12 protein-coding genes are annotated in these 16,333 nt (G+C 67.8%); 6 read left to right on the forward strand and 6 right to left on the reverse strand.

Annotated elements, in window-relative coordinates; all coding sequences use genetic code 11:
* Positions 1-45: 45 nt before the first annotated feature.
* Positions 46-2,598, forward strand: coding sequence for a DNA topoisomerase (ATP-hydrolyzing) subunit A (locus C5B99_RS08680; RefSeq protein WP_258063125.1), 2,553 nt, complete (start codon positions 46-48; stop codon positions 2,596-2,598).
* A gap of 85 nt (positions 2,599-2,683) precedes the next feature.
* Here C5B99_RS08680 and C5B99_RS08685 read toward each other — a convergent pair whose 3' ends face one another.
* Positions 2,684-4,783: a type IIA DNA topoisomerase subunit B gene (locus C5B99_RS08685; protein ID WP_104241351.1), complete on the reverse strand. Its 2,100-nt coding sequence runs from the start codon at positions 4,781-4,783 to the stop codon at positions 2,684-2,686.
* A 218-nt stretch (positions 4,784-5,001) separates the two neighbouring features.
* Here C5B99_RS08685 and C5B99_RS19480 point away from each other — a divergent pair, with 218 nt between their 5' ends.
* Both C5B99_RS19480 and C5B99_RS08695 read left to right on the forward strand, forming a co-directional pair.
* Positions 5,002-5,682: an alanine racemase C-terminal domain-containing protein gene (locus tag C5B99_RS19480; protein WP_219819482.1), complete on the forward strand. Its 681-nt coding sequence runs from the start codon at positions 5,002-5,004 to the stop codon at positions 5,680-5,682.
* Positions 5,679-6,731: an alanine racemase gene (locus C5B99_RS08695; protein ID WP_104241352.1), complete on the forward strand. Its 1,053-nt coding sequence runs from the start codon at positions 5,679-5,681 to the stop codon at positions 6,729-6,731. Before C5B99_RS19480 ends, C5B99_RS08695 begins: the two co-directional genes overlap by 4 nt.
* A gap of 69 nt (positions 6,732-6,800) precedes the next feature.
* Here C5B99_RS08695 and C5B99_RS08700 read toward each other — a convergent pair whose 3' ends face one another.
* Both C5B99_RS08700 and C5B99_RS08705 read right to left on the reverse strand, forming a co-directional pair.
* Entirely contained in the window at positions 6,801-7,559 is a 759-nt protein-coding gene (locus C5B99_RS08700; RefSeq protein WP_104241353.1) for a type 1 glutamine amidotransferase, read from the reverse strand.
* Positions 7,556-8,839: a Mur ligase family protein gene (locus C5B99_RS08705; protein ID WP_228496586.1), complete on the reverse strand. Its 1,284-nt coding sequence runs from the start codon at positions 8,837-8,839 to the stop codon at positions 7,556-7,558. Before C5B99_RS08705 ends, C5B99_RS08700 begins: the two co-directional genes overlap by 4 nt.
* A gap of 228 nt (positions 8,840-9,067) precedes the next feature.
* On the opposite strand from C5B99_RS08705, the gene C5B99_RS08710 reads away from it, so the two are divergent.
* Complete coding sequence (locus C5B99_RS08710; RefSeq protein ID WP_104241354.1) at positions 9,068-9,307, forward strand: hypothetical protein; 240 nt, start codon at positions 9,068-9,070, stop codon at positions 9,305-9,307.
* An 87-nt stretch (positions 9,308-9,394) separates the two neighbouring features.
* Here the strand turns inward: C5B99_RS08710 and C5B99_RS08715 are convergent, their stop codons facing one another.
* The 3 genes from C5B99_RS08715 to C5B99_RS08725 form a co-directional block, all read right to left on the reverse strand.
* Positions 9,395-10,801, reverse strand: coding sequence for an RNA polymerase sigma factor (locus tag C5B99_RS08715; protein ID WP_104241355.1), 1,407 nt, complete (start codon positions 10,799-10,801; stop codon positions 9,395-9,397).
* Between the two features lie 131 nt (positions 10,802-10,932).
* Entirely contained in the window at positions 10,933-12,249 is a 1,317-nt protein-coding gene (locus C5B99_RS08720; RefSeq protein ID WP_104241356.1) for a nitrate/nitrite transporter, read from the reverse strand.
* A 101-nt stretch (positions 12,250-12,350) separates the two neighbouring features.
* Positions 12,351-13,265 carry a proteasome assembly chaperone family protein gene (locus C5B99_RS08725; protein WP_104241357.1) on the reverse strand — a complete coding sequence of 305 codons (915 nt, stop codon included), beginning with the start codon at positions 13,263-13,265 and terminating at the stop codon, positions 12,351-12,353.
* 102 nt (positions 13,266-13,367) lie between these two features.
* Here C5B99_RS08725 and C5B99_RS08730 point away from each other — a divergent pair, with 102 nt between their 5' ends.
* Both C5B99_RS08730 and lpdA read left to right on the forward strand, forming a co-directional pair.
* Positions 13,368-14,834, forward strand: coding sequence for a leucyl aminopeptidase (locus C5B99_RS08730; protein WP_104242075.1), 1,467 nt, complete (start codon positions 13,368-13,370; stop codon positions 14,832-14,834).
* 91 nt (positions 14,835-14,925) lie between these two features.
* Positions 14,926-16,326 carry a dihydrolipoyl dehydrogenase gene (gene lpdA, locus C5B99_RS08735; protein WP_228496588.1) on the forward strand — a complete coding sequence of 467 codons (1,401 nt, stop codon included), beginning with the start codon at positions 14,926-14,928 and terminating at the stop codon, positions 16,324-16,326.
* Positions 16,327-16,333 lie beyond the last annotated feature (7 nt).

The following is a 16,333-nucleotide window of genomic DNA, read 5'->3' on the forward strand; positions in this document are numbered from 1 at the left end:
CAGTCTCCCACAGGGGCGCCGAGCACGACCCTCCCGACAGGTGACATGAGTACAACACGCAACGACGACTCCGCTTCGATGAGCGAGCAGCGCATCGAGGACATCGACGTCTCGACAGAGATGCAGTCCTCTTTCCTCGAGTACGCGTACTCGGTCATCTACGCGAGAGCGCTCCCGGATGCGCGCGACGGCCTGAAGCCGGTCCAGCGGCGCATCCTCTACCAGATGGCCGAGATGGGGCTCCGACCCGACCGGGGGCACGTGAAGTCGGCGCGCGTCGTGGGCGAGGTCATGGGACGCCTCCACCCCCACGGCGACACCGCCATCTACGATGCGCTCGTGCGCATGGCCCAGGGCTTCGTGCAGCGCGTGCCGACGATCGATGGGCACGGCAACTTCGGATCGCTCGATGACGGCCCGGCAGCCCCGCGCTACACGGAGGCTCGCCTCGATGCCGCCGCTCTGGCGCTCACCGCGGAGCTCGACGAGGACGTCGTCGACTTCGTGCCGAACTACGACAACTCGACCACGCAGCCCGAAGTGCTTCCTGCAGCCTGGCCGCATCTCCTCGTCAACGGAGCGAGTGGCATCGCGGTGGGCATGGCCACGAACATGGCGCCGCACAACCTCGGAGAGGTGATCGCGGGGGCGCTGCACCTGCTCGAGAACCCCGGTGCGACGCTCGAGGAGATCATGCAGTTCATCCCGGGCCCGGACCTGCCGTCCGGCGCGCGGATCACGGGCCTCGACGGCATCAGGGATGCGTACGCAGGAGGTCGCGGATCATTCCGGACGCGTGCCACAGCGAGCGTGGAACGGGTGACAGCCCGCAAGTCGGGCATCGTCGTGACCGAGCTCCCCTACATGGTCGGACCCGAGAAGGTCATCGAGAAGATCAAGGACGGCGTCCAGGCGAAGAAGCTCGCCGGTATCAGCGACGTCGCCGATCTCACCGACCGCAAGCACGGCCTGCGCCTCGTCATCGAGATCAAGACCGGATTCGACCCAGACGCCGTGCTCGAGCAGCTGTACCGGCACACGCCCCTCGAGGACATGTTCCACATCAACAACGTGGCGCTGGTCAACGGGGGTCCGCAGACGCTCGGGCTCATCGAGCTGCTCCGCGTGTACCTCGACCACCGCATCCAGGTGGTGCGCAGGCGAAGCGCCTTCCGGCTCGCGCGGAGGCTCGAGCGCCTGCACCTCGTCGAGGGCCTCCTCGTCGCGATCCTCGACATCGATGAGGTCATCCAGATCATCCGGTCGAGCGACGACGCCTCGGCGGCCGGCGAGCGGCTGCGCATCGTCTTCGATCTCTCGGAGCTGCAGTCGGACTACATCCTGGAGCTGCGCCTGCGCCGCCTCACGAAGTTCTCGCGCATCGAGCTCGAGTCGGAGCGCGATCAGCTCAAGCAGGAGATCGCTGAGCTCGAGCGTCTGCTCGGCGATGAGAAACTGCTGCGCGCGCAGGTCGGCTCCGAGCTCCAGGAGACCAGCGACCGCTTCGCGACGCCGCGACGCACGCTGCTCACCGAGGGCCAGGGCACCCCGCCGAAGCGTGGCAAGGCGATCGAGACCACGCAGCTGCAGCTCGCGGACTCGCCCACCCAGGTGCTGCTCTCCACCACGGGGCGGCTCCTCAGGGTCGACACGGCTGACGCGGATGCGCGCCTCCAGCAGCCTTCGAGGCGCAGCAAGCACGACGCTGTGCGCTCCCACGTCACCACGACGGTCCAGGGCGAGCTCGGCGCCGTCACGAACCTCGGGCGGTTGATTCGCGTGCCCGTCGTGGCCCTCCCCTCCAGCCCCCAGGGGTCGGTGCTGCTCTCGGCCGGAGTCAAGGCACACGACTTCATCGGGCTCACGAGCCCCAAGGAGCAGGTCGTCGCGCTCGTGCCCATCGACCAGGAGACGCCGATCGCGCTCGGGACGAAGCTGGGTGTCGTCAAGCGGGTGACGGGCATCGACTTCGGCAAGAACCGAGAGCTCGAGATCATGACGCTCAAGGCCGGGGACGAGGTCGTCGGGGCCGCCCTCGCGTCCGACGAGGATGAGCTGGTCTTCGTGACGGATGACGCGCAGCTGCTGCGCTTCTCGGGGAAGCTCGTTCGTCCGCAGGGCCGTTCCGCGGCCGGCATGGCCGGCATGAAGGTCTCCGACGGCGCCGTGGTCCTCGCGTTCTCCGTCGTCGCGGCGGCCAACGTCGAGATCTGCGAGGTCGCGAGCGTCGCGCGCAACGAGGACGCCCTCGAGGGCACCGACTCGGGCACGGCGAAGGTGTCCAGCCTCAGCGAGTTCCCGGCGAAGGGGCGCGCGACCGGCGGGGTCCGGGCCCAGCGGCTCCTGCGCGGGGAGCGACGCCTCAGCGCCGCCTGGGTCGGCCCGGGCGCCCCGTTCGGCAACGCGCGTGATGGTGCCATCCGCGCCCTCCCGACGGGCGGCGCGAAGCGCGACGCGTCTGGCACGCCACTCGACCAGGTCGTCGACCTCATCGGACGCGGCATCGGAGACCCGACACCACTCGCCGACGCCGACGCCGCCGCCGACGCCGACGCGTCGTCAGCCGAGAGCAGCCCTGAGACACCGGCGACAGACTGAGCTGCTGCGCGCAGCATGCCAGAGGCCGGCCCCCGATCGGGAGCCGGCCTCTTGCGTCCGGCGTCCTGGCCGCCGAGCTGTCCAGCTAGACGTCGATGTCCGCCCGAGCCACGTGCTCGGATCCTTCGATGATGAACTCCTTGCGAGGCGCGACCTCGCTGCCCATGAGCAGATCGAACACGCGCTCGGCGTTGTGCGCATCCGCGTTCGTGACGCGCCTGAGCAGGCGCGCGCTCGGGTCCATGGTCGTGTTCCAGAGCTGGTCCTCATCCATCTCGCCGAGGCCCTTGTAGCGCTGGATCGGATCCTGGTACCGCTTCCCCTGCTTCTCGAGCTTCGAGAGCAGCGTGTGCAGTTCCTTCTCGGAGTAGGTGTAGACGGTCTCGTTGGGCTTCCTGCCCGCATGCATGATGACCACCCTGTGCAGGGGCGGCACGGCCGCGAAGACACGACCCGCGTCGAGCATGGGCCTCATGTAGCGGAAGAAGAGCGTGAGCAGCAGCGTCCTGATGTGCGCGCCGTCGACGTCGGCGTCGCTCATCAGGATGACCTTGCCGTAGCGAGCCTGGCCGATGTCGAAGCTGCGCCCCGACCCTGCGCCGACGACCTGGATGATCGACGCGCACTCCGAGTTGGAGAGCATGTCGGAGACCGAGGCCTTCTGCACGTTGAGGATCTTGCCGCGGATGGGGAGGAGCGCCTGGAACTCCGAGTTCCTCGCCGGCTTCGCGGTGCCGAGCGCGGAGTCACCCTCGACGATGAAGAGCTCGCTCTGCGCCACATCGTTCGATCGGCAGTCGACGAGCTTGGTCGGCAGCGAGGAGCTCTCGAGTGCGTTCTTGCGTCGCTGCGTCTCCTTGTGGGCGCGAGCGGAGAGGCGCGACTTCATCTCCTGCACGACCTTGTCGAGCAGGAGGTTGGCCTCGGCCTTGTCCTGGCGCTTGGTCGACGAGAACTTCTCGGTCAGGCCTGCCGTCACGGCCTTCTGGACGATCGCCCTGGCCGCTGGCGTTCCCAGGACCTCCTTCGTCTGCCCCTCGAACTGGGGCTCCGGGATGCGGACCGTCACGACGGCGGTGAGGCCCGCCAGGACGTCGTCCTTGTCGAGCTTGTCGTTGCCGACCTTGAGGCGTCGGGCATTCTTCTCGACCTCTGCCCGGAAGAAACGGAGCATCCCCTGCTCGAACCCGGCGAGGTGAGAGCCGCCCTTGGGCGTCGAGATGATGTTCACGAAGCTCTTCACGGTCGTCTCGTAGCCGGTGCCCCAGCGCAACGCGAGATCGACGTGCATCGTGCGCGCGACTTCCTTCGTCACGAGCTGGAGGCCCTCGTCGTCGAGCACCGGGATGGTCTCCGTGAATTCCCCGCTCCCCTCGATGCGCCAGGTGTCCGTCGTCGGAGCGTCCGGTGCCAGGAAGTCGGCGAATTCCGTGATCCCGCCGTCGAAGCGGAACTGCTGCGTCGTGGGCGCGACCGACTCGTCACGGGCATCCTCGATGACCATCTCGAGGCCTGGTACCAGGAACGCCGTCTGCCTCGCGCGCTCGGCGAGGTCGTTGGTCTGGAAGCTCGCCTCGCGGATGAACACCTGCGGGTCAGCCCAATAGCGAACCCGTGTGCCGGTGACGCCGCGCTTCGCTTTGCCCACGACGCGGAGCTCGCTCGTATCCGTGAAGGGGACGAAGTTCGACGTCGGGCTGGGCCCGCCGGCACCATCCTCGAAGATGCCTGGCTCGCCGCGCCGGAAGCTCATCGCGTAGGTCTTCCCGCCCCGGTCGACCTCGACGTCGAGGCGCGCGGAGAGCGCGTTCACCACCGAGGCACCGACACCGTGGAGGCCTCCCGCCGACCCGTAGTTGCTTGCGCCGAACTTGCCACCCGCGTGGAGCTTGGTGAAGACGACCTCGACGCCGCTGAGACCGGTCTTCGGCTCGATGTCGACGGGGACGCCTCGCCCGTCGTCATCGACGCTGACGGATCCATCGCTGTGCAGCTGGACTCGGATGCGTGAGCCGTGACCGGCAAGGGCCTCGTCGACCGAGTTGTCGATGATCTCCCACAGGCAGTGCATGAGGCCACGCGAGTCGGTCGAGCCGATGTACATGCCCGGCCGCTTCCGGACCGCATCGAGCCCGTCGAGCACCGAGAGGTGTCTGGCTGAGTATGCGTCTCCGGAATTCGCCACCGAGGTCCTCGTCCTTCTTCTGCGTCATCGTGCCTGTGATCTCGGCCAACCGCGTTCAGCGGCAGGCCACCTTCGAGCGTAGACCGGATGCGGGCTTTCTCGCGGCTCCCACACCACAGCGCCCACACGCGCGCCTCAGCGGGCCCCCGAACCGCCGGTGCTAGCCTGACCACGCCAGCGACGACCAGAGAGGGCACAACGTGCAGACTCCCGAGCCGGTGCGCAGACGCATCCACATCGACCTCCGCGCGATCCGCGAGAACTCGACCCGACTCCTCGGTTCGGAGACGGCCAGCTACGCCGACCTGCGCGCAGACGCCTACGGCCATGGCGCTCTCCGCGTCGCAGAAGCACTCGACAGCGAGGGATACGACGGCTTCATCGTCTCCCCTGGGCTCGAGCGCGCCTCCCTGTCGCATCTGAGCACGAAGCTGCTCGACGCGGACTCCGTGAACTCCGACAGGATCACGGGCGGCTCCCTGTTCGGGCTCACGGATCGCGCCTACCGGCCCGCGATGCGCGTGAGCGCCGAGATCCTGGCCGTGAAGGATGTCGGAGCCGGCGAGGGCGTGTCCTACGGGTACAGCTACGTCACGACGGAAGCGACGCAGCTCGCACTCGTCGGCGTCGGCTACGCCCACGGGGTTGTCCGCCGTGCCTCGAACACCGCATCCGTGCTCATCGGCGGGAAGACGCGCACCATCGTCGGCGCCATCTCGATGGACCAGTTCTCCGTCGACCTGCTCGGCGCAGAAGCGCAGCCGGGCGAGCTGGCGACCCTCTTCGGCGACCCGGCCGTCGGCGAGCCGAGCATCCTCGACTGGCAGCATGCGACCGGCCTGCGAGCTGCGGCCATCGCGAGCCGGATGAGTCCCCGATTCGAACGGAGCTACACATGAGCCGCGCAACGGCGCACGTCGATCTCGAGGCCATCAGCCACAACATCAGCGCCCTGAAGGAGCTTGCCTCCGGCTCGCAGTTCATGCTTGCCGTCAAGTCGAACGCCTATGGGCACGGCCTGCACGAGGTCGTGCGCACGGGGCTGGAGGCTGGGGTCTCCTCCTTCGGCGTTCTGGAGTCGACCGCGGGGATCGATCTCCGCGCTGCAGGCGTGGAGGTGCCCCTCTTCGCCTGGATGCATGGCCAGGACACCGACTTCGCGGCCGCGGCAGAAGCGCGAGTCGACCTCGGCGTGCAGACGTTCTGGCAACTGGAGGCGATTGCGGCGAGCGACGCGGCGCGCACACCACGAGTGCACCTCAAGATCGACACCGGCCTGCACCGCGGGGGCGCCGACCAGCCGCGCTGGGCCGAGTTCGTCACGGAGGCCCTCAGGCTGCAGTCGCTCGGCAAGCTCGAGGTCGTCGCCGCGTGGAGCCATCTCTCCGACACCTCGCACAGTGCCGACCTCGCATCGACGGCCCTGTTCGAGGCCGCCGTCCAGGAAGCCAGAAGCCTCGGCGCGGAGTTCGAGCTCCTCCATCTCGGAGCGAGCGCGGCCGTCATCGATCTGCCCGAGGCGCACTTCGACCTCGTGAGGGTCGGCATCGCCGCCTACGGCATCTCGCCGTTCGGCGATCGAAGTGCGGCGGACCTCGGGCTGAGGCCGGCCATGCAGCTGCGAGCCCCGGTCCTGGATGCGCGCCACGGCCTGGCGAGCATTGCCGTGGGCTTCGGCGACGGCATCCAGTCCGACCCCGACTCAGGCGCCTACGTGGTTGTCGACGGGCACGTCGCACCGGTCGTCGAGGTGGGCGTCGACGAGACGGTTGTCGCGCTCCCGAGCGATGCTGATGGCATCTCGGCGGGCGCACCGTGCATCGTCTTCGGCGACGGCTCGCAGGGAGAGGCGACCGCGGAGCAGTGGGCGGTGTGGGGCGACACCGTCGGCGACGAGATCGTGACGGGACTCACCTCCCGCGTCCCGCGGAGTTTCAGCCGCCGCTGAGCGACGCGCTGGCGTGCGCTGAAGCACGCCAGCGCCCCACTCAGACGGTCAGACCGTCAGACCTCTGGGTCAGACTGCTGGAGCGGAGACGCCGATCCTCCGCATCAACGCGTGGCGTGCGTTCTGCGACCAGCCGTCGAGTCGTTCCAGTTCCGCTCCGCCGTCTCCGAGCGTGCGGTCAGCATCGTGACGATGCACGGCCTGCTGCAGGAGCTGGTCTGCCAGCGTGGGGTTCAAGGCGAGGATGGGGCCGTGCAGGTGCGTCCCGATCGCGCCCAGGCGCTGCACGCCCTCGGCTCCGCTGTTCTCCGCAGCTGAGCCGCCGTTGCCGAAGCCACGGACAACCTCGCCGAGCGGCTCCGACCCCGCGTCGAGGGAGGTGACGGCATTGTGGTTCGCGAACCCCGCGAGGAGTCCACCCGGGGTGCGCACGACCGTCTCCGCGACGCTCTGCGCCGGCTCCCGGACAGCTCTGGAGGCGAAGACGCCGAGACCGGTGAGCTCGCCGTCATCGTGGGTGATGCTCGATCCGAGCAGCTCCCACCCTCCGCCGATCGCGAGCAGCGGCAGGCCAGCCGCGACGAGGTCGCGGAGCTGCTCAGCGTGCTGCAGCGCGTCCGCCTGCACCGTCTGCACGGCAGCAAGAGGGCCGGAGCCGACGTGCAGCAGGTCGATGTCGCCGGGCAGCGAGGCCGCCCCACGTCCGACGTTCACGACTTCGACATCGAAGCCGCGCACCCGCGCACGCTTCGCGAGCACCGTGACGTTGCCGACATCTCCGTTGATCCCGAGCTCCACCGGGTAGAGGTGAGCGATTCGCAGCTTCATGAGTTGACCTTCCCCTCGATACCCGATTGCCCGAGTCGGCGGCGAATCGACATCATCTGCTCGTAGTTGACGATCATGGTCTTCATGCCGCGGCTGGGCTTGGGCAGCGCCAGGAACTTCTCGAGCGCCTCCCCGAGGCTGGGCTCCACGAGACCGACCGGAATGTCGCCGTAGCCGAGCCTCGTCGCGATCTGCCATGCCTTCGTGCCGGAGACAACGTCGACGTGCTCGAGGCGGCTGAGATCGGCACCGAAGATCCAGGACGGGTCGGGGGTTCCCTCGTCGACGGAGACGAACACCTGCTCCGGAGCCTCCTCGAGCGCATCGAGGTTCATCTGCAGGCTTGGCGGGTTCTTCATCATGATGATCTCGATGTCCTCCCCGCGGACGCTCATCACCTCACCACGCCCGTACACGGTCTGCGACTCGCCGAGCGCCTCCGCGACTAACGCAGGAACGAAGGAATCGCCGAGGATGCGCTGAGCAGTCGCCGCTGCACCAGCAGCATCGAGCGCGTAGTGCAGGCCACGCGCGGGGAGACGGATCTCCAGCTCCTCGTCGCCGATCCGCAGCGTCGCATCGCGCCCCTGCAGTGCCACGACCTGCACGGCGCGCTCGCCTGCGGCGACCTCGACGCTCGCGGCTGAGATGTCATCGAAGTTCGAGAGACCATTCGGGGACTGCTCGATGAGCTCAGGTGCGACCCCGAACCAGGTCACCGGCGCATCCAGCGAGACGGGAAGTCCGCGAAGCGATGCGTCATCGGCGTTCAGGACGCTGAAGTCGCCGCATGCGGCCGCGATGGTCCTGAGGAACTCAGTGACCCGAGACGGGTCGTAGAAGCGGTTCAGCTGATCGACCTGCACGTTGAGGAGCAGCACCCCGCGTGGATGCAGGTGCGGGAGGAGGCGGGGCCCGTAGGCCTCGTCGACCTCGAGGACAGCGATGTCCGCTCGCAGGTTGCCGTTGACGTCGACATCCGGGAGCATCGACGACGCGATGCCCTGCGGGAGGTTGCCGCCGGAGGAGTTCGTGAACACCCTGAGCCCGTGCCGCCGAAGCATGCGGGTCAGGAAGTGCGTCGTCGTCGACTTGCCGTTCGACCCGGAGACGAAGATGACGCCGAGCGGGAGCTTCGCCACGGCCGTCTCGAGGAAGTCCGGGGAGATGGCGAGCGCCACTCTGCCGGGGACTGCTGAGCCGCCTCCGCGGAGACGCATCGCTCCGCGCGCGCTCCGTCCGAGACCGACGGCGATCATCCGCCGCAGCTTGCCACCCATGCACACTCCTCATCCTGCGCAACCACGTGCGCGTCAGCGTCTGCGGCGAGAATCCCCCGGCTCGCCGACCGCGGCCAGTATCTCACGCGCCCACGACGGACCCCGGGTCGTCACGCGGGTGAAACACTGCTACGCGCAGGGCGAACCTGACCGCCGAAAGCACACGGGAATCCGGTGCCCGTGCTCTAATTGTCCTGATCGGCAGATCACTGAAGCTTTGGAGGCATCATGACGGAAAGCACAACGGCCCTGCGCACCGACTCGGCGCCAATTGCCGCAACAGACCGTTGCGACGCGTGTGGAGCTCAGGCCTACGTCCGCGTCCAGCTGAGCGCCGGCGAACTCCTCTTCTGCGCGCACCACGCGACGCGCCACGAAGAGAAGCTCCGCAAGCAGGCGGTGGCCTGGCACGACGAGACCTCGCGCCTGCACGGCGAGAAGGCTGCGGCTGGTCAGCCGGCGGAGTAGCCGCCACCGAGACACCACCGCGGTTCGACCGCGTACGACGAAGGCCCGGATGCAAGCATCCGGGCCTTCGTCGTACTGGATTCGTGCCTACTCGAGGTAGTCGCGCAGCGACTGCGAGCGTGACGGGTGACGCAGCTTCGCCATCGTCTTCGACTCGATCTGGCGGATACGCTCGCGGGTCACGCCGAACGTGTCGCCGATCTGGTCAAGCGTCTTCGGCATGCCGTCTCCGAGGCCGAAGCGCATGCGGATGACGCCAGCTTCGCGCTCTGCAAGCGAGTCGAGCAGCGACTCGAGCTGACGCTGCAGCATCGTGAAGCTCACTGCGTCGGCTGGAACGACAGCCTCGGTGTCCTCGATGAGGTCACCGAACTCGCTGTCGCCGTCTTCACCAAGCGGGGTGTGGAGCGAGATCGGCTCGCGACCGTACTTCTGCACCTCGACGACCTTCTCGGGCGTCATGTCGAGCTCCTTGGCGAGCTCCTCAGGCGTGGGCTCGCGACCGAGGTCCTGCAGCATCTGGCGCTGCACGCGAGCCAGCTTGTTGATGACCTCGACCATGTGCACCGGGATGCGGATCGTGCGCGCCTGGTCGGCCATTGCGCGCGTGATCGCCTGACGGATCCACCAGGTGGCGTACGTCGAGAACTTGAAGCCCTTCGTGTAGTCGAACTTCTCGACTGCACGGATGAGGCCCATGTTTCCCTCCTGGATCAGATCCAGGAACTGCATGCCGCGACCCGTGTACCGCTTGGCGAGGCTCACGACCAGTCGGAGGTTGGCGCCGAGGAGGTGGCTCTTCGCGCGATCGCCGTCACGGGAGACCCACTTGAGCTCGCGAACGAGCTGCTTGTCGAGCTCGCCCTCCTGCTCCTTGAGCTTCTCGGCGGCGAACAGGCCCGCCTCGATGCGCATGGCTAGGTCGACCTCTTCGGCCGCGTTCAGCAGTGCGACCTTTCCGATCTGCTTCAGGTAGTCCTTGACGGGGTCGGCCGTCGCGCCGGTGATCGCAGCGGAGTAGACCGGGGTCTCTTCCTCGTCGTCACTCGGCGTGAGCACGATGGCGCCCTTGACGCGCGCCTTCTCGGAGTCGGCCTTCGCGTCCTTCGGGTCGGCCGGCTTGACCGAGTCGTCGTCGGAGTCGACGGCATCGGACGCATCCGCGTCGACATCGACCTCTTCGATCTCGCCTTCTTCGACGCCGTCTTCCGGCTCGTCGCCTTCAGCCTTCTTCTTCGTGGCCGCCCGCTTGCGGGGCGCAGCCTTGGCTGGCGCGCCCTCCGAGGCAGTCGCTGCCTTGCGCTTCGCAGGTGCGCGCTTCGCGGCAGGCTTCTTGGTGCCCGCTGCTTCGTCAGCTGCGCTCTCGGTCTCGACAGCGGCACTCGATTCGGCGCTCGCCTTCTTGACCGGCGCTGCGCGCTTGCGCGCTGGCGCCTTCTTGATGTCCTCGGTTGCTTCTGCAGTAGCCGTGGTAGCTCCCGTGCGTGTCGCCATGTTCAGACCCCTCTCGTCACGGTGCGGGCATAAGGAAGGCCCTTGTCAAGTCTGCGCAGAGGCAGACCCGCAGGGTCCATCCGTTGATTATGGCACGGTTTCGGGAGAAACCTTGGATTCACGCGTGAGATTCACATCCCACGCCTGCCCGACCCGAACCATCTCCTGCCTATTGCAACCCAGAGCGGGTCGATGATTATTCCCTCATCGCGCGCCATGCGACCCCTCGTGCGTCGTCTGCTGAGCAGCAGGCCGCTCAGCCCGATGAGCATGATGCCGGGGATCACCCAGAACGCGAGCTTGTACTGCTGCCAGTCCACTGCTCCCGCCACGCCGATGCCGAGCCCGTCCAGCGAGATGCCGATCAGGAACATGGTCGTGAAGCTCGCGACGAATCCCCCGACGTTCACGATGCCGGACGCCGATCCGAGGCTCGAAGCGGGGTTGAAGGTGCGAGCGTAGTCGAAGCCGATCGCCGAGCCCGAGCCGCCGATGCCCATCACGACCAGGAGCACGATCAGGAGCCAGAGCGGCGGCAGGCCGGGCCACAGGAGCATCGCCACCCAGACGCCCAGGATGAGCAGGGCGCAGATCAGCACGAGGTTGGAACGCCGGAGCGGGTATCGCCCCGTGAGCACCCCGAGGAATGGGCCGAGGACCATTCCCGCGAGCACGATCACGGGGAGCAGCGACGAGGCAAGGGCCGGCTCCAGCCCCATGCCCTGCGTCATGAGCGGGAACCCCCACAGCAGGCCGAAGACCGTTCCAGGGAACTGCGTCGTGAAGTGCGCCCAGAAGCCGAGTCTTGTTCCCGGTCGGCGCGCGGCCTGGGCGACCTTCCCCATGACGCCACGGACGCTGATCGCCTCGCCGGCTCTGCGCAGCTCCGGGCTGTCCCGCAGGAACACCGCCACCGCGACCGAGGTGATCAGCGCAAGGCTCGCGACGGAGAGGAACGCCGGTGTCCAGGACGTCGACCGCAGCAGGAAGCCGAACGGGACAGCAGAGAGCACCTGTCCCAGCTGGCCGAGGTTGCCGTACCACTGCACGAAGACCGGCACCCGCCGCGGCGGGAACCACGCGGCGATGATCCGGAGCCCTGAGACGAAGGTCGTCGCGTCCCCGGCCCCGACGAGCATCCGACCCATGACCGCGACACCGAGTTCCGGCGCAAGCGCCACGATCAGCTGCCCTCCGGACATGAGCAGCGCCCCGACGAGGATGAGCCTCGACGGCCCGAATCGGTCGAGCAGCATGCCGACCGGAATCTGCAGGGCGGCATAGACCGCCAGCTGCGCGACGGCCAGCGTCGACAGCGCAGCGGCCCCGACCTCGAAACGCTCGCTGGCGAGCACGCCGGCGACCCCGAGTGACGATCGCTGCGTGACGGCGACCATGTAGGCGATCGCCGTGATGGCGAACATCGCGGGAGCAAGGCGGCGGTTCATCTGAACTATTGTCTCGCGTCCCGCCACCGGGACACGCCACACGGCGCGGACGAGAAGGCCGTCACACCGAAACGGTCACCGGGACGAACCCGGGCAGGACCTCAGGCGTCGTCGTCGCGGCCGAGCGCCAGGTAGCGCTCGATCTCCGCGGCGAGCTGGTCTGCAGAGGGCAGCTCGCCGGCCGCGTCCTCGAAGTCGTTGGTCACCGCGAGATTCTGCAGGTAGGCGTCGTGCTGCGTCTCGAGGGCGTGGATGAGCTTCTGCCCATCCGGATTGGACTCGAGCTCGGCATCGACGCCAGCGCGGAACGTGCGATCCCGCTCACGCAACGCCTCGGTGGCGATCATGCGACCGGTCGCGCTTCCCAGGGCGGACAGCGCCGCGACCGCCCCTGCCGGCACCGAGGAGTCGGCGACGTAGTGCGGAATCAGCATCGCGAGGCTCAGAACGGGATGGCCGAGCTCCTCAGCCCGCACCTGGAAGTACTGCATGACGTGAGCCGGCGCCTCCGTCGTCGGGTTCCAAACGGAGAGGGAATCCACGAGCTCCTCGCGATTGCCGGTCGCCGCGATGCGGATGGGACGCGTGTGGGGAACCGGCATGGGCACGGCGTGCACCCAGGTCGTCGAGGAGACCTCGAGCGCGTCGACAGCATGCACGAGCGCCTCGCTGAACAGCCGCCACCGGTAGTCCGGTTCGAAGCCAGAGAGGAATAGGAACTCCTGGCCGAGCTCGTCGGCGACGAGCCTGAGGTCGAGACGAGGTGACGACACGGACTTCACTCGACCGTTCGAGACGGACACGATCGGGCGTCGCGCGCGGTAGTCGTAGAGCTCGTCGACATCGAACTCCGCGACGATCCGGGCGTCCTCGTCGAGACCGATGATCTCGTCGGAGACCTGCGCCGCCACAGCTCCGGCGTCGTGACCACCACGCAGCGCGACGATGAGGGGCAGGCCTGCAGGGACGTCATGCCATGCGGCAGCCACTCGGAAGATGCGCTCAGTCTCGCTCATGGCTCCAATGCTAGGTCGGAAGGCTGACGTTGGTACGGGCGTTCGCGCTTGGCGCACGAGACGGCAGGCGTGGCTCCGCGCGCTCGCAATATGCTGGCCTGCATGACGCTTGCCACCCTGGAACTCGCCGAATCCGCTCCCGATGCACAGCTGCTGGTGCTCCCCGTGATCCGACTGGAGGAATCGCTCACCGTCTCGGCTCCCGCCGGGCTGCCGGATCTCGAGCCGTATCTCGAGGCCACGGGCTTCCTCGGCAAGAGCGGCGAGACGCAGAAGATCGCCATCCCGGTCGAGGGCGGCGTCCGGGCGGCCATCGCCCTCGGTCTCGGCGACGCGAGCGACGAGGAGCAGGCGAGGCGAGCAGGAGGTGCCCTGGCTCGCGCAGTCGCCACCTCGGCCATCTCCATCGATGTCGACGCCCTCGACCCCGCGATCCGCGAGGCAGTCCTCCTCGGCGTCGTCCTTGCCAGCTACCGCTTCACGCCTTACAAGTCCGAGGAAGATGACGCCGCGCTGGCGACGATCAGCGTCGTGACTGCCGATGAGGCTCGCGCATCCGCCGAGATCGCCAGGGTGAGCGCCATCGCGTCGTCCGTCGCTCTGGTCCAGGATGCCGTCAACACGCCACCGAACGACCTCCCTCCGGCCGCCCTCGCCGATATCGCGGTGCGGGTCGCAGAGTCGAAGGGCATCGAGTCCCGGGTCTGGGACGCCGAGCAGCTGCGCGATGGGGGCTTCGGCGGCCTGACGGCCGTCGGACAGGGCTCCTCGCGCGGCCCACGTCTCGTCCGTCTCGACTACCGGCCGGAGGGCGCGCAGCTGCACGTCGCGCTCGTCGGGAAGGGCATCACCTTCGACACGGGCGGACTCTCGCTCAAGCCAGCCGGCTCCATGGTCGGCATGAAGTTCGACATGGCCGGAGCAGCGACGATCGTCGGCGTTCTCCAGGCAGCGGTCGAGCTCGACATCAAGGTCGCCATCACGGGCTGGCTCTGCATCGCCGAGAACATGCCTTCGAGCACGGCCACACGCCCCGACGACGTCGTGACGATCTACGGCGGCAAAACCGTCGAGATCACCAACACCGACGCAGAGGGCCGCATCGTCATGGCCGACGGCATCGCCGCAGCCAGCGAGGAGCACCCCGACCTCATCATCGACATCGCGACGCTGACCGGCGCCCAGATCGTGGCCCTCGGCGACCGCACCACCGCGGTCATGGGCAACGACGACGCCTGGATCAGCAGCGTCATCGAGGCATCGCGCTCGATCGGCGAGCCCTCCTGGGCAATGCCCATCCCGGAGGAGGTCGGAGAAACGCTCAAGTCCCCCGTGGCTGACCTCGCCAACATGCGCTCCGGCAACCGCTCGGCCGGCATGCTCGTCGCGGCCGCGTTCCTCGAGCGCTTCGTCGGCGAGCGAGCCGACGGCGAAGGCACCATCCCCTGGGTGCACCTCGACATCGCGGGCCCCTCGAACAACACCTCGACCGCCTACGGCTACGTCCCCAAGGGCGCCACCGGCGTCATGGTGCGAACGCTCATCGCACTGCTCGAGTCCCGTTCCTGAGCTGGTTATTCCTGCCAGTTCGACGCGTGTAGGCTTCCCTGAGGGGTAATTTCGCCGCGCGTGGCGACCAGAAACCGGCCGCCGCTTCTCTATGAATTCCATTGAGGGAGTTTTCCGGGTGTCAGAACACAATTTCGACCTCGTCGTCCTTGGCGGAGGAAGTGCGGGATACGCCGCAGCTATCCGCGCCGTTCAGCTGGGCTCAACCGTCGCTCTGGTTGAGAAGGACAAGCTCGGAGGCACCTGCCTCCACCGTGGCTGCGTGCCTACCAAGGCCATGCTCCACGCGGCAGAGCTTGCCGACAACGCACACGAGGCATCATCGGTCGGCGTGCTCACCGAGTTCCAGGGCGTCGACATCGTGAAGGTCAACGCCTTCCGCGAGGGAATCGTCGCCAGCAAGTTCAAGGGCCTCCAGGGCCTCCTGAAGGCCAAGGGCGTCACCGTCTTCCAGGGAGAGGGCAAGCTCGTCTCCCCTACGACCGTCCAGGTCGGGGACGACACGCTCACGGGCAAGAACGTCGTCCTCGCAACCGGGTCCTTCTCGCGTTCACTGCCGGGCCTCGAGATCTCGGGCAACGTCATCACGAGCGAGCAGGCGCTCGAGCTCGAGTGGCTCCCGAACCGCGTCGTCATCCTCGGCGGCGGCGTCATCGGCCTGGAGTTCGCCAGCGTCTGGCGCTCGTTCGGCGTCGAGGTCACGATCGTCGAGGGCCTCAAGCACCTCGCTCCCGCTGAAGAGGAGTCCGTCTCCAAGCAGCTCGAGCGCGCCTACAAGAAGCGTGGCATCGACTTCAAGCTCGGCGTCCGCTTCAAGGGCGTCACGCAGGACGAGTACGGCGTGCACGTCGAGCTCGAGTCGGGCGACGTGCTCGACGCCGACCTGCTCCTCGTCGCGGTCGGTCGCGGCCCCGTGACCGACGGCATCGGCCTCGAAGAGGTCGGCGTCACGACGGACCGCGGCTTCGTGCCCGTCGACGAGACGCTGCAGACCAACGTCCCCGGCGTCTACGCCATCGGCGACATCGTTCCCGGCCTTCAGCTCGCGCACCGCAGCTACCAGCACGGCATCTTCGTCGCCGAGCAGATCGCCGGCCTCAACCCCGTGCAGGTCGAGGACATCAACATCCCGAAGATCACGTACTCCGACCCGGAGATCGCATCCGTCGGCTACTCCGAGGCGAAGGCGAAAGAGAAGTTCGGCGACGACGCCATCTCCACGGCCGAGTACAACCTCGCGGGCAACGCGAAGAGCTCGATCCTCGGCACAAGCGGCACCGTCAAGCTCGTGCGCGTCAACGACGGCCCGATCGTCGGTGTCCACATGATCGGCGGCCGCGTCGGCGAGCTCGTGAGCGAAGCTCAGCTCATCGTCAACTGGGAGGCCTACCCAGAGGACGTCGCGCACCTCATCCACGCCCACCCGACGCAGGGTGAGACGATCGGCGAGGCAGCGCGTCTGCTCGCCGGAGTCCCGCTGCACGCCCTCTGACCAGCCA

This window comes from Pseudoclavibacter sp. Z016, from assembly GCF_002931215.1.
GTDB lineage: Bacteria > Actinomycetota > Actinomycetes > Actinomycetales > Microbacteriaceae > Pseudoclavibacter.